The 17,926-nt window shown below is 45.3% G+C and carries 23 protein-coding genes and 2 tRNA genes; 5 read left to right on the top strand and 20 right to left on the bottom strand.

The window, feature by feature from the left end; all coding sequences use genetic code 11:
• Window positions 1–44: 44 nt before the first annotated feature.
• The 3 genes from FRZ54_RS11010 to purU are packed head-to-tail and all read left to right on the top strand — an operon-like array spanning window position 45 to window position 2,190.
• A complete protein-coding gene (locus FRZ54_RS11010) occupies window positions 45–620 on the top strand; it encodes a thioredoxin family protein (protein ID WP_147031660.1) in 576 nt (191 codons plus the stop codon).
• The gene (locus FRZ54_RS11005; RefSeq protein WP_147031659.1) at window positions 620–1,321 is read left to right on the top strand and encodes a hypothetical protein; all 702 of its coding nucleotides are present in this window, start codon (window positions 620–622) and stop codon (window positions 1,319–1,321) included. The genes FRZ54_RS11010 and FRZ54_RS11005 overlap by 1 nt, the downstream gene beginning before the upstream one ends.
• 44 nt (window positions 1,322–1,365) lie before the next feature.
• A complete protein-coding gene (gene purU / locus FRZ54_RS11000) occupies window positions 1,366–2,190 on the top strand; it encodes a formyltetrahydrofolate deformylase (protein WP_147031658.1) in 825 nt (274 codons plus the stop codon).
• Between the two features lie 6 nt (window positions 2,191–2,196).
• Here the strand turns inward: purU and FRZ54_RS10995 are convergent, their stop codons facing one another.
• On the bottom strand, window positions 2,197–2,625 hold the full coding sequence (locus FRZ54_RS10995; protein WP_147031657.1) for a hypothetical protein: 429 nt from the start codon (window positions 2,623–2,625) through the stop codon (window positions 2,197–2,199).
• Between the two features lie 118 nt (window positions 2,626–2,743).
• Here FRZ54_RS10995 and FRZ54_RS10990 point away from each other — a divergent pair, with 118 nt between their 5' ends.
• Entirely contained in the window at window positions 2,744–3,202 is a 459-nt protein-coding gene (locus FRZ54_RS10990; protein ID WP_147031656.1) for a hypothetical protein, read from the top strand.
• 12 nt (window positions 3,203–3,214) lie between these two features.
• On the opposite strand, the gene FRZ54_RS10985 is transcribed toward FRZ54_RS10990, so the two are convergent.
• The 19 genes from FRZ54_RS10985 to FRZ54_RS10895 form a co-directional block, all read right to left on the bottom strand.
• The gene (locus FRZ54_RS10985) at window positions 3,215–3,559 is read right to left on the bottom strand and encodes a DUF1801 domain-containing protein (protein ID WP_147031655.1); all 345 of its coding nucleotides are present in this window, start codon (window positions 3,557–3,559) and stop codon (window positions 3,215–3,217) included.
• Window positions 3,559–3,903: a DUF1801 domain-containing protein gene (locus tag FRZ54_RS10980; protein WP_147031654.1), complete on the bottom strand. Its 345-nt coding sequence runs from the start codon at window positions 3,901–3,903 to the stop codon at window positions 3,559–3,561. Before FRZ54_RS10980 ends, FRZ54_RS10985 begins: the two co-directional genes overlap by 1 nt.
• A 3-nt stretch (window positions 3,904–3,906) precedes the next feature.
• Window positions 3,907–4,350 carry a cupin domain-containing protein gene (locus FRZ54_RS10975; protein ID WP_147031653.1) on the bottom strand — a complete coding sequence of 148 codons (444 nt, stop codon included), beginning with the start codon at window positions 4,348–4,350 and terminating at the stop codon, window positions 3,907–3,909.
• Complete coding sequence (locus tag FRZ54_RS10970) at window positions 4,304–4,684, bottom strand: hypothetical protein (protein ID WP_147031652.1); 381 nt, start codon at window positions 4,682–4,684, stop codon at window positions 4,304–4,306. Before FRZ54_RS10970 ends, FRZ54_RS10975 begins: the two co-directional genes overlap by 47 nt.
• A 66-nt stretch (window positions 4,685–4,750) precedes the next feature.
• Window positions 4,751–5,191: an IS200/IS605 family transposase gene (gene tnpA / locus FRZ54_RS10965; protein ID WP_147031651.1), complete on the bottom strand. Its 441-nt coding sequence runs from the start codon at window positions 5,189–5,191 to the stop codon at window positions 4,751–4,753.
• Between the two features lie 133 nt (window positions 5,192–5,324).
• Window positions 5,325–7,193, bottom strand: a complete 1,869-nt coding sequence (locus FRZ54_RS10960) for a CocE/NonD family hydrolase (protein ID WP_147031650.1) — start codon at window positions 7,191–7,193, stop codon at window positions 5,325–5,327.
• An 87-nt stretch (window positions 7,194–7,280) separates the two neighbouring features.
• On the bottom strand, window positions 7,281–7,682 hold the full coding sequence (locus FRZ54_RS10955) for a type II toxin-antitoxin system VapC family toxin (protein ID WP_228462689.1): 402 nt from the start codon (window positions 7,680–7,682) through the stop codon (window positions 7,281–7,283).
• Complete coding sequence (locus FRZ54_RS10950; protein WP_147031649.1) at window positions 7,670–7,900, bottom strand: hypothetical protein; 231 nt, start codon at window positions 7,898–7,900, stop codon at window positions 7,670–7,672. Before FRZ54_RS10950 ends, FRZ54_RS10955 begins: the two co-directional genes overlap by 13 nt.
• Window positions 7,901–7,987: 87 nt before the next feature.
• Complete coding sequence (locus FRZ54_RS10945; protein ID WP_147031648.1) at window positions 7,988–9,178, bottom strand: phosphoglycerate kinase; 1,191 nt, start codon at window positions 9,176–9,178, stop codon at window positions 7,988–7,990.
• 157 nt (window positions 9,179–9,335) lie between these two features.
• On the bottom strand, window positions 9,336–9,770 hold the full coding sequence (locus FRZ54_RS10940; RefSeq protein ID WP_147031647.1) for a GNAT family N-acetyltransferase: 435 nt from the start codon (window positions 9,768–9,770) through the stop codon (window positions 9,336–9,338).
• On the bottom strand, window positions 9,748–10,764 hold the full coding sequence (gene gap, locus FRZ54_RS10935; protein WP_147031646.1) for a type I glyceraldehyde-3-phosphate dehydrogenase: 1,017 nt from the start codon (window positions 10,762–10,764) through the stop codon (window positions 9,748–9,750). Before gap ends, FRZ54_RS10940 begins: the two co-directional genes overlap by 23 nt.
• A gap of 110 nt (window positions 10,765–10,874) precedes the next feature.
• Window positions 10,875–11,978 carry an MraY family glycosyltransferase gene (locus FRZ54_RS10930; RefSeq protein WP_147031645.1) on the bottom strand — a complete coding sequence of 368 codons (1,104 nt, stop codon included), beginning with the start codon at window positions 11,976–11,978 and terminating at the stop codon, window positions 10,875–10,877.
• Window positions 11,979–12,048: 70 nt separating this feature from the next.
• Complete coding sequence (locus FRZ54_RS10925; RefSeq protein WP_147031644.1) at window positions 12,049–12,795, bottom strand: glycosyltransferase family 2 protein; 747 nt, start codon at window positions 12,793–12,795, stop codon at window positions 12,049–12,051.
• A gap of 228 nt (window positions 12,796–13,023) precedes the next feature.
• On the bottom strand, window positions 13,024–14,022 hold the full coding sequence (gene obgE / locus FRZ54_RS10920; protein ID WP_147031643.1) for a GTPase ObgE: 999 nt from the start codon (window positions 14,020–14,022) through the stop codon (window positions 13,024–13,026).
• Window positions 14,023–14,106: 84 nt separating this feature from the next.
• Window positions 14,107–14,679, bottom strand: coding sequence for an adenylate kinase (locus tag FRZ54_RS10915; RefSeq protein WP_147031642.1), 573 nt, complete (start codon window positions 14,677–14,679; stop codon window positions 14,107–14,109).
• An 85-nt stretch (window positions 14,680–14,764) separates the two neighbouring features.
• A tRNA-Arg gene (locus FRZ54_RS10910) sits at window positions 14,765–14,839 on the bottom strand.
• A gap of 74 nt (window positions 14,840–14,913) precedes the next feature.
• A tRNA-Arg gene (locus FRZ54_RS10905) sits at window positions 14,914–14,987 on the bottom strand.
• Window positions 14,988–15,048: 61 nt separating this feature from the next.
• On the bottom strand, window positions 15,049–15,510 hold the full coding sequence (locus FRZ54_RS10900) for a redoxin domain-containing protein (protein WP_147031641.1): 462 nt from the start codon (window positions 15,508–15,510) through the stop codon (window positions 15,049–15,051).
• 256 nt (window positions 15,511–15,766) lie between these two features.
• Window positions 15,767–16,849: a glycoside hydrolase family 76 protein gene (locus FRZ54_RS10895; RefSeq protein WP_147031640.1), complete on the bottom strand. Its 1,083-nt coding sequence runs from the start codon at window positions 16,847–16,849 to the stop codon at window positions 15,767–15,769.
• 91 nt (window positions 16,850–16,940) lie between these two features.
• On the opposite strand from FRZ54_RS10895, the gene FRZ54_RS10890 reads away from it, so the two are divergent.
• Window positions 16,941–17,924: an NAD(P)H-quinone oxidoreductase gene (locus tag FRZ54_RS10890; protein WP_147031639.1), complete on the top strand. Its 984-nt coding sequence runs from the start codon at window positions 16,941–16,943 to the stop codon at window positions 17,922–17,924.
• Window positions 17,925–17,926: the final 2 nt, after the last annotated feature.

The raw sequence follows: 17,926 nt of genomic DNA, 5'->3' as shown, positions 1-17,926 counted from the left end.
ATACCCTATAATAAGAATAGCTTTATCGTACTTTTATTTATTAAATGAAAACATACCTTACCATCGCCCTAACCCTTATACTCAGCTATCAGTCATTTGCACAAAGCACACCGCAGCCTGCCGAAACGATAATGAAAGAGGCCTATGCCAAAGCAGCAAAAGAGAACAAAAAAGTGTTACTGATATTCCATGCATCGTGGTGCAGTTGGTGCCGCAAAATGGAAGCTTCGATAAACGACCCGGCCTGCAGCAAGCTATTTGACGACAATTATGTGATAGCCTACCTGGACGTGCTGGAAAACGCCGGCAAGAAAGCGCTGGAGAATCCCGGATCGGATGAATTACTGAAAAATTTTGATGATAAAAACTCGAGCCTGCCATTTTTCATCATCCTTGACGCTAAGGGGAACGCCATAACAGACAGCAACATACGCGAGAACGGCAAACTGGCCGACCCGAACGCAGACAATAACATGGGCTGCCCGGCGCTGGAAAAAGAAGTGAACTATTTTGCGCAGATGTTACGATCGACATCAAAATTAAGCGACGATGAACTTGCGGCCATTAAGGCGCGATTCCGTAAAAATGAAACGGTGAAAACCGCAACCGGGACCAATTAATGCGGTTTAGATCGGTCATCGTTCTTACCTGTGCTGCCTGCAGTTGTTTTGCACAGCAAAAGCGGCGTGTAATCCAGATCGATATCTCAAAACTATTGAACGCCAGGCCGGTTACCACGCTAACAGGCGCCAAATTGATAAACTGGAGCAAAGGAATAGATGGTAACGGCGACGGGGACGGATACCTGACGCGGGCGGCCGCCCTATTTAATAAGGACGACACCACACACGCCCTGCCCGACAACCCGGTTTTTGCTTCAAGCCGGTGGCACCCGGCAATACAGCTTCATTATAATAATGCCGACAGTGTACATAACCAGGCCAGGTTTGTATCGGGCGAAGGCGGGTTTTCGATCGATATCCCGCGGAAGCACTACGCCGCAATTTATCTTGGCCTGACGAGCTCGGAGGGGCCGTCGGCACTTGAGTTTGACCTGGTATACACCGACGGAACAGAAACAAAGAAACATTTATTACCCGATTATTACGATAACATTTCGCTCAAGGACCCCGACGTGGGTTACGTGGCGACCGACCTTGCCAAATGGGGTAAAAACGGCGTTATGGCCGAAAAAGACCATCACAATATTCACCTGCTTAAATTGAGTATTGATCCGCATAGAAAATTGAAGGGTATCGTTGTAAGGAAATCAAAAGGCGGTTACTTAATGTTCTGGAGCGCAACCGGGGTAACCTATTGATCGCTATAGCAAGCAATTACAATAATTTTGCTTTATTTGACCCCATGATCATCGTAATACAATGCACCGACCAGGTGGGCCTGGTTGCGAAGATATCGGGGTTGCTGGCGAACGAGAATCTGAACATCGTATCCATGCACGAGCATGTGGACAAGGGCGAAAACATGTTCTTTATGCGGCTTGAAGTAACTGACCAGCCTGATGATGTTTCGCTGGAACAAAAACTACAGCAATTGCTGCCCAAGGGGGCCATAGTCCGGGTGAACCCCAGTCCCGAAAAGAAAGCCATTGTGATGGTAACGAAGGAGTACCACTGCCTGGCAGATATATTGGTGCGGAACCATTTCAAGACCCTGGGCGCATCGGTGCAGTGTGTTATCGGCAACTACACCAACCTGGCGGATATTTGCCGCCGCTTTGATATCCCATTTTATCACGTGCCTTTCGAAAATTTTAAAGAAGAGGCAGAAAGTAGTATACTCGGCATTATCTCGCGATACGAGCATGACTATATCGTGCTGGCAAAGTTCATGCGCGTTTTATCGCCCGGTTTTGTAAGCCGTTTCCCTAACCAGGTCATCAATATACATCACTCATTTTTACCGGCATTTGCCGGCGCCAACCCGTACCGGCAGGCTTACGAGCGCGGCGTAAAGCTGATAGGCGCTACGGCCCACTTTGTAACCGACGAACTGGACGAGGGTCCTATTATTGCGCAACAGATCATATCCGCCGATCATTCGTTCACCGCATCGGATATGGTGAAAGCAGGTAAAGAAATAGAGACCGCTGTGTTGGCGAAGGCGCTAAGGATGGTTTTTGACGACCGTGTTTTTATCTGTAAAAACAAAACGGTGGTACTTGAATAACAAAACTTAATTGAATTTTAGCGAGTCGGGGCCGGACACCCTGCCCACGTGGCAGTTGCAGCCGCCCGAAACCTTCACAACAGCCGTTTTTGTTTCCCCTGTTAGCGAATAAGTACCCGATACTTCAACGTCGTCGCCATTATCGGATAATTTATCCAGATCGCTATCATCCGCAACATTATAATAAGGCGGATATACGCCGGGAACCAGAATGCTGTTATCGTGTAGTAAAACGCCGGTGCGCATATTGGTAGCTTTATAATTATCCACTGTTACCTGGTTGCCGTCCTTGTCAAGAAACTTCATCGAAACCGTCCGGAATTCCTTGGTACAGGCCTGCGTAGCACAGGCAGGCCTTTCCATTTGATCTCCCAACGGTTTGCACGATGCAAGCACTATGGATACCAGGATCAGTATTGCGAATTTATGGCTCATAACACATAGGTTTATAATACATTACGCGATAATATTGGGTTGTGCTACAGGTTGAAATTTATTTATACAGCTATAAAACTGTTTGACATTCTCTTGTTAATTCTTTAATTTTAATTCCATGAAAAAAACCTTATCACTGCTTTTGTTTTCGTTGTCTATCTTGGCTAGTTGTAAAAAAAATAAAAACCAAGCCCCTGAATATAATATTAATGGGTCGTGGGTTTATTTCTCGGGAAGAACCAACACCTTTACATTTTTGGCTTCGGATTATCCTTGTGTGCTCAATGACCATCTTATCATTGAGCAAAATGGAAAAGCAATGCTCACCTGGAATGATGCTGAAACCTGCTGGATCAATGATGCACATAATGTCTCATTTAACCAACCCGGGACTGATACAATCAATGTCACATATGTACGCAACGACAATGTTATTTACATTAAGTATGCTGATGTTATAAAACCTGTACATGGGGAATTTAGTACTAATGGCAACAAACTAAAGCTAACATTGACTGACACGGCTTACTATAACAATCAAACGATAATTAATGAAGATGTCTTTATAAAGGAGTAACTTCCAGATATTTTATTCATAAAGTTCAATAGCCGTTTTCAATATATTACCAATAGTTTCCAATGGCAAGTCGCGGGTTGGGTCGATCAGCATGATCTTCATCCGCGCCCTTTCTTCCTGTATCAGCAAAGGGTGATCGATCTTTCGTCCTTCAACAATACCTATATAAGGCAGGCCATTTTTTTTATGTGTCCACAGGTAGCAAAACATCTTTCCTTTATAGCAATAAAACGGCATCCGGTATTTCCAGGCCTCTGTGATGCCTTCATCATAGTCAAGAATATGGTCGCGCAGAAACAGCAGGCAGCTTTTTACAGGCTCATCCTTTTGCAAAAAGTAATAATCAATTTCCCGCATCAGTCGTAAATGGCAATAGCTGCTTTCAAAATGGAATTGATAGTTTCAACCGGCAGTTCGCGGTTTGGGTCGACCATAAAAATCTTAATTCGGGACCGTTCCTCAAAAACCAATTCGGGGTGATCTATCCATTTACCATCGTTAAATCCAAGGTAAGGCGTACCCAGTTTCCGGCCGACCTTAAAATAGCAGAAACGGTTCCCTTTATAAAAGAAGAATGGCATGTTGAATTTCCAGGCTTCGGTTACGTGGCTGTCAAATGCCAGTATATGTTGCCGCAGGGTTGACAGGGAACTTTTATTCGGCTCTTCCAGTTGGAGATAGAAAAGATCAAGCTCCTGCATACCTTAATAAGTTATAATAATAACCAGGTCGGCTTTGCCGGTTTGTTTTAAGCCATGTGAACTTCCTGGACGGGTAAGGATAGCATCCCCGGCTTTTACAGGAAAGGTCTTGCCGTTCATCTGCATTTCGCCCGTACCGCTCACGATGTAATACACCTCGTCTACTTCCTGCAAATGGTAACCCACTGCCGCGCCCGGATGCAATACCCGTTTGCGAAAGGTATTTTTCAAGCTATCGGCTTTGGCGAAAAAGCTATACCCCACGGTTTTGCCCCCGCCGTTATGCGGGCCGGGTTCGTTTTTGGCGATGTCTTTCTCATGTTCGAAAATGTAGGGTTGGCGGGATTGGGAGAAAGCGGGAATGGATGTTAGTATAAAAAGGGTAGTGAGAGCCGAATCGCTAAGACTCAACTTCCAAAAATTTGACGTGATCTTCCTGGATATCATATTTGAAATACCTTTCTACGAATTTATCACTCTCATAAATACGTACAGCCATCGCATCAAATTTTTTGTCATTTTTATTCATTAGTATCTCATAAGCTAATGCGCCGACGGTATAATTACCTATTTCAATCTCCTTCGTTATACTCCTATGTAGCAAATCTATCAGTGGCTGCGATTCCGGGCGGTTTTCATTTGCCTCGATGTAGGCTCCAATGGGTGTCATTTTATTATCCTGCCGTATGCTTGTGCCAAATGGATAGAACTCCCCGGCATCCAGCAAAAACGCTTCGGCTTGTTGCTTAATTACGTCTATTATCTTTTCGAATCTATCCACGATCATAAGTAAACAACCCCCACCTAAGGTGGGGGCTTTATCCTAACCCCTGAAAGGGGATGGTCGTCAAAACAATTTCAGGTCAGTTGTTCCGTCTTCTTTCCGCTCTTCTGTTTCCTGATATTTTACATAGTTCTTTATCCGTTCTTCATCTACACCTAACGTACTTACAAAATAACCTCTACTCCAAAAATGATTACCCCAATATGGTTTCTTGCGCAAACTCGGATAATTACTGAACATCATTAGTGCTGTTTTACCTTTTAATATCCCCATGAAATCACTCACACTCATCTTTGGCGGGATGCTACAAACCATGTGAACATGATCGGCTTGAATATTCATCTCCAATATCTCCACTTCTTTCCATCCGCATATTGCTCGAATCTTATTCTCCAATGTATCGGCCACCACATCTGTTAATACCCTGAAGCGATATTTCGGCGTCCACACAACATGGTAAACACAATAGTAAAAGCTATGAGATAATTTCCTGTATTTCGTCACAAATATTAAGATAGCGGTTTCTGGCCTAGCCTTCACACCTTACCTACCGCCTTAGGCGGTGGTTTTACTATTATAACAAATATAGCGATGGGTTTGAAACCCATCGCTATACAATGCATCATTTTATCGACAGTTATTCCATCACCCTAACCTTCAAATAGCTCGGATGCTCTTTGGAGGTGTAAACCTTGTGCGTTTCCTTTTTAAAGTCGGTATCCTTTGCCTTCATAATATCCTGGAACTGCTGCGTATTGCGGTCGATGAGCGGGAACCAGGTGCTTTGCACCTGCACCATAATACGGTGCCCTTTTTTAAAGGTGTGCAATACATCCTGCAGCTCAAAGTTCACCGGCGTAACCTGGCCTGGCACAAAGGCCTCGGGCTTGCCGAAATCGTTGCGAAACTTACCGCGCATGGCCTCGCTGCGTACCATCTGCTCGTAATTGGACATATAGGTGCCCTTAGCCGTAAACTTGTTGTTTTTGGCCGAATCCGGGTAAACATCTATCACTTTTACCACCCAGTCGGCATCTGTACCGGTAATGGCCACCTTCAGGTTGGCCCAAATGTTACCGGCAAGCGTTATATCATGGTCCAGCACATCGGTCTGGTAGGTCAGCACGTCGGGCCGGCGGGCGGCAAAGCGCTGGTCGCCAACCATGTATTCGCGCTTCATACCCAGGTCGATACCATCTATAAAGGGCACAGGTTTATCAGGATCGGATGTATATTCGTCAAAAGTATCTTTATCTCCCGCCGGCGCATCGAAAGAAAGCTTACCACCCGGCAAAAGGTACAGGTTTTTGTCTTCTGCTTCCTTAGGCGGCCAGGTGTTATAGGTTTTCCACTGGTTTACGCCGGTCTCAAAAGCCGATACCGGTTTCAGGTCCAACTCCGTGCCCTTAAGGTAATGGCTAAAAAACGCGAACTCTATTTTGTCGCGATAGAATGGCCCCGTGGGGCCGCCAAAATCAACATCGCCTAAATGGTCGCCGTCGCCCCGCGACCAGCCGCCGTGCACCCAGGGGCCCATGGTAAAATAGATGGGGGTATTCGGGTTCTCTTTTTTCAGGGTTTTATAGGTATTTATCGCTCCATACAGGTCCTCGGCATCATACCAGCCGCCGGTGACAAGCGTAGGGGTCTTAATATCGTGCAGGTGATACAGCACATTGCGGTCCTTCCAATGCTGGTCGTAATCAGGGTGATCGAGCATTTCGTTCCAAAGGCGGATGGTATCCTTGTAATACTTATCGTTCGAGTTCTTTACCGCACCCATGTTCATATAAAACTCGTAACCATCGGCGGTGCCGTAATTCAAACGTCCGCCCTGGCGCTGGGTAGGCTTGTCATCCTGCCGGTTTGTAAAAAAAGGATAAAAACCAAAATTAGCAGCCAGCATAAAAGCACCGTTATGAAAAGCATCGTCCCGGTACAGGTCGGCCATGGGCGCCTGGGGAGACGCTGCAGCTAAGGCCGGGTGACGGCTCAATAATGAGGCCGTAGTGAAAAATCCGGGATAGGATATTCCCCACACGCCTACCTTGCCATTGTTATTCTTTATATTTTTGATCAGCCAGTCGATGGTGTCATAGGTATCGGTACCCTCGTCCACATCATTTTTGGTTTTGTGCACTTCTTTTTCGGGCGTCATTTCCTCAAACGTGCCTTCACTCATCCAACGGCCGCGTACATCCTGGTAAACAAAAATAAAACCATCGTGCAGAAACAGCGACGACGGGCCCAATGAGCCTTTGTACCTGTCGGCTCCGTACGGTGCTACGCTGTAAGGCGTGCGGTCCATCATGATGGGATATTTCTTCGACTGGTCCTTGGGCACGTAAACCGAGGTGAACAGCTTTTTGCCATCGCGCATGGGTATTTGATACTCGTATTTGGTATAGTTTGCCTTTACATATTCTGCATCAGAATTATTGGGCTGGGCGTTGGAGCAGAAAGCTAAAAGCGTAAAGCTGAAAGCGAAAAGCAGTATTCGTTTCATTAGTTAATTTTGAGAATTGAAAGATAAAAGTAGGCAATAAAACAAAAACGCCCCAATAAATCGGGGCGTCACAAAGTTGTTACTTTTTTAAGCTGCGATGCTGAACAAAGCCAAATTATCTATAAACCTGTAGTCTTTCAGATTATAAGTAAATAGTTTAAGATTAGCATATAAGGCACTTGCTGCAATGATGGCGTCCGGAATATCGATTTTATGGCTTAATCTATAATCCTCTACCAGCTTTAAGGCAATAGATGTAATTTCAGAATTGATTAACAAAATATCAAATCGATAGACTTTCCTATTCAATAACTTTAATTCGGCTTTATTAGCTGCACCTGCAATCAATTCCATTTTAGTGATTGCTGATAGCACAATATTGTCGATGCCTATTTCGGATTCTAATATTTGTTTAGTTGATTGGTGTCTTGGTTTTGTGCTATCAAAATAATCGATCAACACATCGGTATCGCAGATTACCTTTTCCACATTTCTTTTCTTAATTCCTTCGCATCCAGGTTTTTTCCTGTAAAAACTTGATTTAAAGACGAAATGTCAAGTGTTTTATCTCCCGGTATTATTATATCGTCGAGTGATTTTTTCTGCTTATCTTTTGGTGAAGAAACCTTAAAATCGAAATACTTAGCCAACCCTTTAAGGATTTTCAAGGTCTCGGGTTTCTTATATTTAATGATCACTTCGGGCATAATTCAACTTTTTATAAAGTTACGTGAATAAATGAAAAAAGGCAAGTAAATCAACTTGCCTTGTCTTGCCATATATCGTGTTTATTTTTATTCATTTATCGCTTTCACACCCGGCAATTCCTTGCCTTCCATGTATTCCAGTAAAGCACCACCACCTGTCGAGACGTAGCTCACATCATTGGTCAGGTTGAATTTGGCCACCGCTGCGGCCGAATCGCCCCCGCCTATCAGCGAGAAAGCCCCCCCTTCTGTGGCTTTTACTACCGCATCGGCAATGGCTTTGGTACCTTTTTCAAATTTTTCCATTTCGAAAACACCCATTGGGCCGTTCCATAAAATGGTTTTTGATTCTTCAACTATTTTGCTGAATACTTTTATTGAATCAGGGCCGATATCCAATCCCATCCAGCCATCTTTTATGTTATCGTTTTGTGCAGTATCGGTATTGGCGTCATTGGAAAAATTATCTGCAATAATGGAATCGGTCGGCAATAATAAATTGATACCCCTGTCCTTTGCCTTCTTCAATATTTCGTTCGCAAGGTCCAGTTTGTCCTCTTCCACCAGCGACTTGCCAATTTTGCCGCCCAGTGCTTTGGCAAAAGTGTAAGCCATACCGCCGCCGATGATCAGGTTATCCACCTTACCCATCAATTGTTCTATCAGTTCGATCTTGTCAGACACCTTAGCGCCACCCATGATGGCGGTAAATGGCCTCTCGGCGTTATTCAAAACCTTTTCAGCGTTGTTTAATTCCGCAGCCATCAGGTAACCGAAACACTTGGCTTCAGGAAAGAATTGTGCTATCACAGCTGTGGAAGCATGCGCCCTGTGGGCCGTACCAAAGGCATCGTTCACATAGATATCGCCCAGCGCGGCCAGCTTTTCGGCGAAGTCTTTATCGCCTTTTTCTTCTTCTTTATAAAAGCGCAGGTTTTCGAGCAACAATACTTGTCCCGGCGCTAACGCTTTTGCCTTTTCAACCGCTTCTTTACCAATACAATCGTCGGCAAATTCAACATGCTGGCCCAAAAGGTCGGACAAATGCGGTATCAAATGTTTTAAAGAGTATTTCTCCTCCGGGCCGCCTTTCGGCCTGCCCAGGTGCGACATCAGGATAACCGCACCGCCATCGTTCAATATCTTTTTGATGGTAGGCAAAGCTGCCGTCATCCGGTTATCGTCGGTTATATTATAATCTTTATCCAGGGGAACATTGAAATCGACCCTGATGAGGGCCTTTTTTCCCAAAAATTTGATTTGATCTACTGTTTTCATGCGTTTAGAGTGGGGCTTGTTTAAGGGCAGCCAAATTCAGCAATTAATTCTGAAATCTGAACGCAAAAATGAAAAAGGTGTTTTAAAAAGGTGAAAGAGTCCGGAAGTCCGGGGTCGGAAAGTCAGAAAGATAAGTTAAGTTAAAGTACCGACTGGTTTACTGTATTTTTAAATAGAGCACGCGGTGAGGGCCGATGTTCGGCACCTCAAACTCACCAGATATAACTTCAAACCCAATACCAGCGTAAAATTTCAAAGCATTTTTCCGGGCATTGCACCAAATGTAATTAGCCTTTTGGCCGCGCAGGTAAACAATACCAAAGTTCAGCAGCTGGTTACCTATACCCTTGCCACGATAATCACCCAGCGTTGCCATGCCGCGTAATTGGTAACCAATACCATCAAAATGCCCATAGCCTTGCTGGTGAAAAGTTGCTATCGACACTAATTTGTCGCCATCAAAATAACCAAGATGAAAGGAACTTTCTGCTTCGTCGCCGGGGAAGCGGCACTGATTTAATGTTAATTTGCCGTCGCGCAATATCTCATTGCGAATGGCGAGTGTATCCTCAACCGGTATAAACCTGATCATGCTTTGCAACGCTTATTTTGGCAACCAGGTCGGCAAGGCGGCTCGAGTAACCCATTTCATTATCGTACCAGCCTACAACCTTAACAAGTCCGCCAACTACCGAGGTCAGCTTTGAGTCGAAAATACAACTGTGCGGATTACCTAAAATATCGGTTGAAACGATCGGATCTTCGGTATACTCCAATATATCTTTCATGGATCCGTTAGCGGCCTGCCTGAATGCAAGGTTTATCTCGCCGACCATTGGCAGTTTTTTAAGGCTACAGGTAAAGTCGGTAAGCGACCCGTTGAGCACCGGCACGCGTATACCCGCACCACCTAATTTCCCGTCGAGATGTGTAAAAATATGTGTTATAGCCTTAGCGGCCCCTGTCGTCGTCGGGATGATTGACCCGGATGCCGCCCGTGCCCTTCTCAAATCCTTATGCGGCGCATCGTGCAGGCTTTGGTCGCCGGTCATGGAATGCACCGTAGTGATATAGCCGTCGATAATACCCCAGTTATCGTCCAGTATCTTCACCATCACAGCTACATTATTAGTGGTACACGATGCATTGGATAAAATGGGTGCATGCAGATCGATCTGCTCATCGTTAACACCAATAACGATAGTAGGTATGCTTTTATCGGCGGATGGGGCGGATATAATGACCTGTTTGGCGCCGGCCCGCAGGTGTTGTTCAGCCGCTTTTTTTGAGGTAAACTTTCCTGTCGATTCAATTACCAGGTCCACATCCAATTCGGCCCAGGGCAGGTTAGCAGGTTCCTTTTCACTTATAACCTTTATTGGCTTGCCGTTGATGTAAAGGTTACCGGCATCAGCCTTTACCGTACCGTTAAATGTGCGGTGTACCGAATCGTACTTAAACAGATGCGCAAGCGTAGCCGTATCAGCCAGGTCGTTAATGGCAACCACCTGTATTTCCGGGTTGGAAATGATGTTTCTTAGAAATATCCTGCCGATACGCCCAAAACCATTTATGGCAACTCTCATACACACTATAGGTTTTATAATGGTGCAAAGATAGCCAAATAAACAGGTTTCAGAATCGGGCCTGCAACACTAAGCCCGCATTATGACATACCGTAAACCAAAAAGGTGCGTTATACGAACAGGTTGCGCAGGGCCAGGCTTTCGCGTTCTCTCGAGCGAATCAGGAAAGTGATCGTCCAGTTAAATAGCAGGCAAACACCCAGTATCAAGCCGATCAAAACTGTGTTGCCGTAACTCTGGAAAAAGATCACCATACCAATGCAAAGCACATTAAGGCCCGCCAATATCAGCGTGGTTTGCAGGTGGTTGAAACCAAGTTTCAGCATGCGGTGATGGATGTGGTTGCGGTCGGCAGTAAAAGGCGATACTCCGGTAGAAATGCGTAAAATAAAGATCCTTAAAGTATCAAATATCGGCCCTATCAGTATAGCCAGGGCTAACGCCGGAGCCGAGTAAATTTCAGGTGTATTGGCACTCGTAAACTTATTTAGCTCGATAAATTTGATAGCCATTACTACGGATATAAGCCCAATGAGCAATGATCCGGTATCCCCCATAAATATCTTAGCCGGGGTAATGTTAAATTTCAGAAATCCAATTATGGCGCCTACCATTGCCAGCGAAACTGCAGCAAGCTGGTACTGGTGTGTATAGATGAACAACAAGGCAAAACAACCGTTGGCCACAATGCCGGTAGTCGCTGCCAGGCCGTCGATCCCGTCGATCAGGTTGAAGGCATTAACTATAAGTATAATGGTCATAACAGACAACGCAGCACTTGGCCAGTAAGGAAGCGCGTGGATGCCAAACACCCCATACATACCTGTAAGGCGGATATCGCCAAATAAAACCAATATAGCCGCTACCACGAATTGTATCAGGAATTTTGTGCGTGAATTTACACCGGAAAGATCGTCCTTTAAGCCCATGGCGAACAGGATGATACAGGCTGTCAGCAGGTAATTTATGGGGAGCGACTTGTCAGTCATGCTAAAAAGCAGCGAAGTAATAGTAAAGCTCACGAAAATTGCTACACCGCCTAAACGTGGAATACCATGGTCGTGCTGCTTTCTGAAATGGCCAAGATCGTCATACAGGTGCCTTGCGCGGGCAACGTGAATAATTGAGGGGATGGCTAGTGAGGTTATTAAAACCGAAAAAGCTACGATGACCGGATAATAAACGAGATAGTACGAATGTAGAAGTTCTGTCATGGATATCCTAAATAGTATTAATTAGATATGTCATAATCAGGCAGCCAAAATAAGCAAATTTTCATAATTGTTAAAAAAATTGCATTATTTTACGTAGAGGCTTATAAACTACAGTTATAAATGGAAATAAAATATCGTTATTTCGCATTGCCTTCAAATCAAAACGCAATGCTTTTACGCGATTAATTAAATTTTTGTTACTCACCCCGCCGATATACATTTTCACGATCACTTTTTGCAGATAAAACACGCTCATTTTGTTTGCGTGCAGGAAACGGAGCATCAATTCATAGTCGGCAGCGCTACCGTAGTCAAGCCTATAACCACCCAATCTTTCAAACAACGTTCGCTTGCAATAAAATGTAGGGTGCGGAGGCATCCAGCCCCAGTTAAACTTACCGTATTTGTACGCTCCCGATCTCCACTTACGAACGATATTCCCGTCCGGATCTATAAAATCGAGGTCGCCATACAAAACGTCGGTTTCCTGGCTGGCAAATGCCGCAGCAATGTCGTTCAACACTTCATCGTTTGCCAAGTAATCATCTGCATTTAATGTGCCAATAATGTCTCCTGTCGCCAACTTAATTCCCTTGTTCATAGCGTCATAGATACCTTCGTCGGGTTCAGATACGAAAACATGTACGCTATTGCTGTATTTTTTGATGATATGAACGGTATTATCGGTCGATCCGCCGTCGATAACAATATGTTCGATATTGTTGAATTTTTGCCTCGCCACAGAGCCGAGGCATTTTTCTATGGTATTTTGGGCATTAAATACCACAGTTACAACCGATATCTTTAAATTTTGCATTTCAGGGAAAATACATTTTTAATCTGCACAAAATATGTAATTTTGGAAATACTGCGTAATAATTAAACAAGGCTGGTATGGAAGCATGCTGAGCGATAATTATGTGATGTATGAGGCCAAGTGACGCGGAGCCTTAATGGATGGTTGCGTGGTACAGGTTTTAAAGCCATTAAAAAAACAGAAAACCCGGTCGGAAGCCGGGTCTTCTGTTTTACAAAATTCGAAATCCTATCTATTGATCTCTTTCCAAAGCAGGTCCTTCAGCTGATCGATGCCTTTTTGCGCAACGGATGATATAAACACCGACGGGACATTAGCCGGCACTTCATTTTTCAATTCAGCCAGCAATTCGTCATCCAGCATATCCGATTTGGTGATGGCCAGTACACGTGGCTTATCCATCAGTTCGGGGTTGTATTCTTTTAGTTCGTGCAGTAATATCTGGTATTCTTCTTTAAGGGTACGACTGGTATCGGCAGGTATCATAAACAACAGTACCGAGTTGCGCTCGATGTGCCGTAAAAAACGGAAACCCAAACCTTTGCCCTGCGAAGCTCCTTCGATTATACCCGGTATATCCGCCATGATAAATGAGCGGTTGTTGCGATAGGCCACAATACCCAGGTTTGGTACTATGGTAGTAAATGCGTAATCCGCTATTTCGGGCTTGGCTGCGGACACTACCGAAAGCAGGGTTGATTTACCCGCATTCGGGAAGCCCACCAAACCCACATCGGCCAGCAATTTAAGCTCGAGAATGTTCCAGACTTCCTGTCCCGGCTCGCCGGGCTGCGCAAAGCGCGGTGTTTGCTGTGTGGGCGACTTGAAATGCCAGTTACCCAAACCACCGCGACCGCCGGGTGTCAGTATCTGCGTTTCGCCGTCTTTGGTTATCTCGAATAAAACCTCGCCCGTTTCCGAATTTTTGGCGATGGTACCCAACGGCACCTCCAGTATTTCATCGCGACCGGTTTTGCCGGTTTGAAGAGACAAGCGCCCGCCCTCGCCGTCGCCGGCGATAACATGTTTGCGGAATTTAAGGTGAAGCAATGTCCATAGCTGCGCATTGCCTTTTACGATAACGTGCCCTCCCCTGCCGCCATCGCCGCCATCGGGTCCACCCTTAGAGGTAAGCTTATCGCGGTGCAAATGCGCAGAGCCTGCCCCGCCATGCCCCGAGCGGCAGCAAATCTTCACATAATCAACAAAATTGGAACCCTGGGACATGTTTTGGAATTATATCGAATTTCGAATGTAGAATTTCGAATTTAAAAAAGCAGGATAAGCAAATTCGATATTGAAAATTCGAAATCAAAGTTTCTCTATGATCGCATTAACCGAACCAAAGATATCTTCCTTCGATCCTATTCCGTTAACGCTGTAGAATTTGTTTTGGTTTTTATAGAAATCAGCAACCGGGGCTGTTTTATCGTTGTACTCTTTGATGCGCTTGCGGATAACTTCGGGGTTGGCATCGTCTGCCCTTCCCGAATCCCTGCCGCGCAATAAAAGGCGGTGCTCCAGTTCTTCGTCGCCAACTTCCAACGCTATCATACCGGCTATGGGCTCGTTCTTGCTTTTAAGCAACTCGTCCAATGCCTCGGCCTGTGCCACAGTACGGGGGAAACCGTCAAAAATAAAGCCTACAGCGTCCTTGTTGGCATCCAGTTTATTACTGATCATGCCGATAACGACAGCATCGGGCACTAACCGGCCCTCGTCCATCAGCTTTTTAGCCTCGAGGCCCAACGCCGTGCCCTGCGCAATTTCGCTGCGAAGCATATCGCCGGTAGAAAGCTGCATCAAGCCATATTTTTCAATAAGTTTTTGCGATTGTGTACCTTTTCCGGCCCCGGGCGGGCCAAACAGAACTAAGTTCAGCATATATGCGTTCGGTTGAAAATTTAAAAAGGCCTCCCGGTATGTTTACAGAAAGGCCTCAAACCGGGTGCACTTGTACCTGCCTGCCGGCAGGCATGGGGATTCTAACCCCAAACCTTCTCATCCGTAGTGAGATGCTCTATCCAGTTGAGCCCTTACTTGCGGATAGGAAATTACAAGTGTATTATTTTATCCAAATACTCTCGCCCGATACCGGATTTGAGATATTTTTCCCAGTGCACTTGTAGGGATTCGAACCCCAAACCTTCTCATCCGTAGTGAGATGCTCTATCCAGTTGAGCTACAAATGCCTTTTTTAACGGACTGCAAAAATAGGATTTCTTTTTGAATCCGCTATAAATTTTTCAAAAATTACTTTACAGCCCCGGCAATAGCGTTAAAATCAGGCAGTTCGCCTGCGTTTTCAAGCACCTCGGCGTATACGATATTCTGGTCTTCATCTATCACAAAAGCAGCGCGTTTGGATACGCCTTTGAGGCCGAAAGCAAATGAATCGTATAACGCTCCATACGCTGAAGAAGCTTCTTTGTTGAAATCGGAAAGCAGTGGGAACTGATAATTATTCTCTTCTTTGAATTTGGCCAGGGTAAATGGGGAATCGACAGAGATACCCAATACCTGTGCGTTCAGACCATCATAATAACCAAAATTATCGCGCATGGTACACAATTGTGTTGTGCAAACGCTTGTAAATGCGAACGGAAAAAAATGCAGGATAACTTTTCTGCCTTTAAAATCTGATAACGATACTTCCTTTTTTTCGGAAGATACCAGGGTAAATTGAGGTGCGGGTTGACCGGGTTGTAGTGACATAAGTATATTTTTAAGCAAATAAAGGATATTTTACCCGAAGGATGTTGTTCTTAAAGTAAAAATTACAAAGCGGGAATTTATGCTCCCGCCACTCCCTTTAGGAACTTCTGGTTGGTAGCGACCGCAAATCAACCACGAAGCGTTCCTACCGGAACGCTTTGCCGGCTCTCAAATTGATATTCTACTACCGACCATATGTGCCGATGGCACATGTAAAGTCTGAAAAATGTTTAAATTATATTAATAGTTTGCCCGGTTACTCCTTATTCAAGCTAAGCTCCTGCAAACGGGCGTATATCTCTATCATGGCAGCCTGGTCTATCAGGGATTTCGCCTGTTTTTTACCGACCATGTTATCAGCATCCCGTTCGGTATTCCAGACAGCCTCGGCATCCTGCCTGTAAAAATCTATCCAGCCTTTATTCTTATCAACTTTATACAGTGCGGCATATCCCCGCAGCATTACCGCGTTGAACCAGTAATTACCGGGCAGGCGTCCATCCTTGAAAAAATGCTGTTTCCCGGCTTTGGCGATGCGTTCGGCTTCATCGAGGTAACGTTTATCATGGGTCAGGTTATACAACAGTACATTAGCCTGTAACATGGTACCCGTATTATAAGTATAGGTTGCTTTTGCGATCGCCAGCGACGGAATTTTGATATTATCATAATAAATACCTTCGGGCGACTGTAAATGCTGGTTGGTCCATTTATAAACAGCAAGCGCAGTATTAAGATATTCAGGCTTGTGGGTGATCTCAAATAGTTGCAAAGCCACCAAAATTGCCGGACCGTTTGAACAGGTGTTCTTAGTGGTTTTATCCCCTTCCTTCCAGTACAGGCCACCGCCTGCTGCGGTATCCAGGCCACCCAGCATAAACCTGCAGATCATTTTAGCATCATCTAAATATTTCTTTTTATGGTTTCGATGATAAGCATCCAGGTAAGCAATGGCCACCCATTGGTTATCGTCGTAAAAACGGCTGCTTACCCGTTCCTGATAAGGATAGTCCTGGTAAGCGGGCAGCGGAGGTTTGTTGCTGTAATACTGATCGATAGCTTTCGTAACCCGTTCCATGTAATTTTTTCCCGGCTCAAGGTTCTCCATTTCATTGGTTGCCTGTATCAAAGCACATAAGGGCCATAGCCACGAATGCGGATTTTCATTTTTGCTGATGTCCGTCGTCTCGTAATAAAGCCCGGTTTTAGCGTCAAAAAGTTTCGAATTGATCGCTGCATACAGCAACCGGATGCGGCTTTTATAACCGGGATTTTGCGCGCCTGCGTTTACGCCGGTAAGGCAGGCCAACAGTAAAATGAAGATCGGCTTCAGACCCATAATTTGTGTTCAAAGGTGATGTGGCGGCAATTTATTGTTTATAACAGAACATATCAACCCGATTGAAGTTTACACCTAATATATTTACATCATGAAAGCCATTGTTATTACCCAACCCGGCGGACCGGAAGTATTGCAAGCAGAGGAAAGGCCCATACCCCCGATTTCGGGGAAGGAAGTGCTGATCAAAGTGATGGCAGCGGGCGTTAACCGGCCCGATGTTTACCAGCGAAAAGGAAACTATCCGCCACCGGCCTGGGCATCGCAGGATATTCCGGGTTTGGAGATAGCCGGTGTGATAGAATCCATTGGCACCAATGGTTCGCGCTGGAATGTGGGCGACAAAGTTTGCGCGCTGGTTAGTGGTGGTGGTTATGCCGAATATTGCAGCGTTCCCGAAGGCCAGTGCCTGCGCATACCGGGCAATTTAAGTTTTGCCGAAGCAGCATCGTTACCGGAAACCTTTTTTACCGTTTGGAGCAATGTTTTTGACCGGGGACAATTAAAACAGTACGAATCGCTGCTGGTGCATGGGGGCAGCAGCGGGATAGGCGTGGCCGCCATACAAATGGCCAAAGCGCTGGGAAGCGTTGTTTTTGTAACTGCCGGAACGGATGAAAAATGCTTGTTTTGCGAACAGTTAGGGGCCGACAAAGCTATCAACTATAAAACAGAAAATTTTAAAGAACGGCTCAATGAGTTAACCGGCGGCAAGGGTGCCGACGTGATACTGGATATGGTTGGCGGCGATTATACCAATGATAACATGCATTCGCTTGCCAATGATGGCCGCCTTGTGCTTATCAATACCATGAAAGGGAAAGAGGCGTTGGTTGATCTGTCGCTGGTGATGCGTAAACGACTAACCATAACCGGTTCGACCCTGCGAAACCGGGACACCACGTTCAAAAGCGCCATTGCCACCAAACTTGAACAAAACATCTGGCCGTTGCTGGCATCGGGCGAGATAAAGCCCGTGGTAAACGCCGTTTTTCCGGCATCTGAAGCCTCAAAAGCACATGAGTTGATGGAAAGCGGCGAGCATACCGGGAAAATAGTTTTAACCTTCGGATAGCG

The organism is Mucilaginibacter ginsenosidivorans, from assembly GCF_007971025.1.
Classification (GTDB): domain Bacteria; phylum Bacteroidota; class Bacteroidia; order Sphingobacteriales; family Sphingobacteriaceae; genus Mucilaginibacter; species Mucilaginibacter ginsenosidivorans.
This window is presented reverse-complemented; position numbering and strand designations above follow the sequence as displayed.

Bases quoted from the DNA above. Each gene is read 5' to 3' on its own strand.
- FRZ54_RS10950 (WP_147031649.1), bottom strand. From the start codon at position 7,900: ATGCCCGAAGTGATCATTAAATATAAGAAACCCGAGACCTTGAAAATC.
- FRZ54_RS10960 (WP_147031650.1), bottom strand. From the start codon at position 7,193: ATGAAACGAATACTGCTTTTCGCTTTCAGCTTTACGCTTTTAGCTTTC.
- FRZ54_RS10975 (WP_147031653.1), bottom strand. From the start codon at position 4,350: ATGATATCCAGGAAGATCACGTCAAATTTTTGGAAGTTGAGTCTTAGC.
- FRZ54_RS10980 (WP_147031654.1), bottom strand. From the start codon at position 3,903: ATGCAGGAGCTTGATCTTTTCTATCTCCAACTGGAAGAGCCGAATAAA.
- FRZ54_RS11005 (WP_147031659.1), top strand. From the start codon at position 620: ATGCGGTTTAGATCGGTCATCGTTCTTACCTGTGCTGCCTGCAGTTGT.
- FRZ54_RS10945 (WP_147031648.1), bottom strand. From the start codon at position 9,178: ATGAAAACAGTAGATCAAATCAAATTTTTGGGAAAAAAGGCCCTCATC.
- FRZ54_RS10940 (WP_147031647.1), bottom strand. From the start codon at position 9,770: ATGATCAGGTTTATACCGGTTGAGGATACACTCGCCATTCGCAATGAG.
- gap (WP_147031646.1), bottom strand. From the start codon at position 10,764: ATGAGAGTTGCCATAAATGGTTTTGGGCGTATCGGCAGGATATTTCTA.
- obgE (WP_147031643.1), bottom strand. From the start codon at position 14,022: ATGTCCCAGGGTTCCAATTTTGTTGATTATGTGAAGATTTGCTGCCGC.
- FRZ54_RS10995 (WP_147031657.1), bottom strand. From the start codon at position 2,625: ATGAGCCATAAATTCGCAATACTGATCCTGGTATCCATAGTGCTTGCA.
- FRZ54_RS11010 (WP_147031660.1), top strand. From the start codon at position 45: ATGAAAACATACCTTACCATCGCCCTAACCCTTATACTCAGCTATCAG.
- FRZ54_RS10915 (WP_147031642.1), bottom strand. From the start codon at position 14,679: ATGCTGAACTTAGTTCTGTTTGGCCCGCCCGGGGCCGGAAAAGGTACA.
- FRZ54_RS10930 (WP_147031645.1), bottom strand. From the start codon at position 11,978: ATGACAGAACTTCTACATTCGTACTATCTCGTTTATTATCCGGTCATC.
- FRZ54_RS10985 (WP_147031655.1), bottom strand. From the start codon at position 3,559: ATGCGGGAAATTGATTATTACTTTTTGCAAAAGGATGAGCCTGTAAAA.
- purU (WP_147031658.1), top strand. From the start codon at position 1,366: ATGATCATCGTAATACAATGCACCGACCAGGTGGGCCTGGTTGCGAAG.
- FRZ54_RS10990 (WP_147031656.1), top strand. From the start codon at position 2,744: ATGAAAAAAACCTTATCACTGCTTTTGTTTTCGTTGTCTATCTTGGCT.
- FRZ54_RS10890 (WP_147031639.1), top strand. From the start codon at position 16,941: ATGAAAGCCATTGTTATTACCCAACCCGGCGGACCGGAAGTATTGCAA.
- FRZ54_RS10895 (WP_147031640.1), bottom strand. From the start codon at position 16,849: ATGGGTCTGAAGCCGATCTTCATTTTACTGTTGGCCTGCCTTACCGGC.
- FRZ54_RS10925 (WP_147031644.1), bottom strand. From the start codon at position 12,795: ATGCAAAATTTAAAGATATCGGTTGTAACTGTGGTATTTAATGCCCAA.
- FRZ54_RS10900 (WP_147031641.1), bottom strand. From the start codon at position 15,510: ATGTCACTACAACCCGGTCAACCCGCACCTCAATTTACCCTGGTATCT.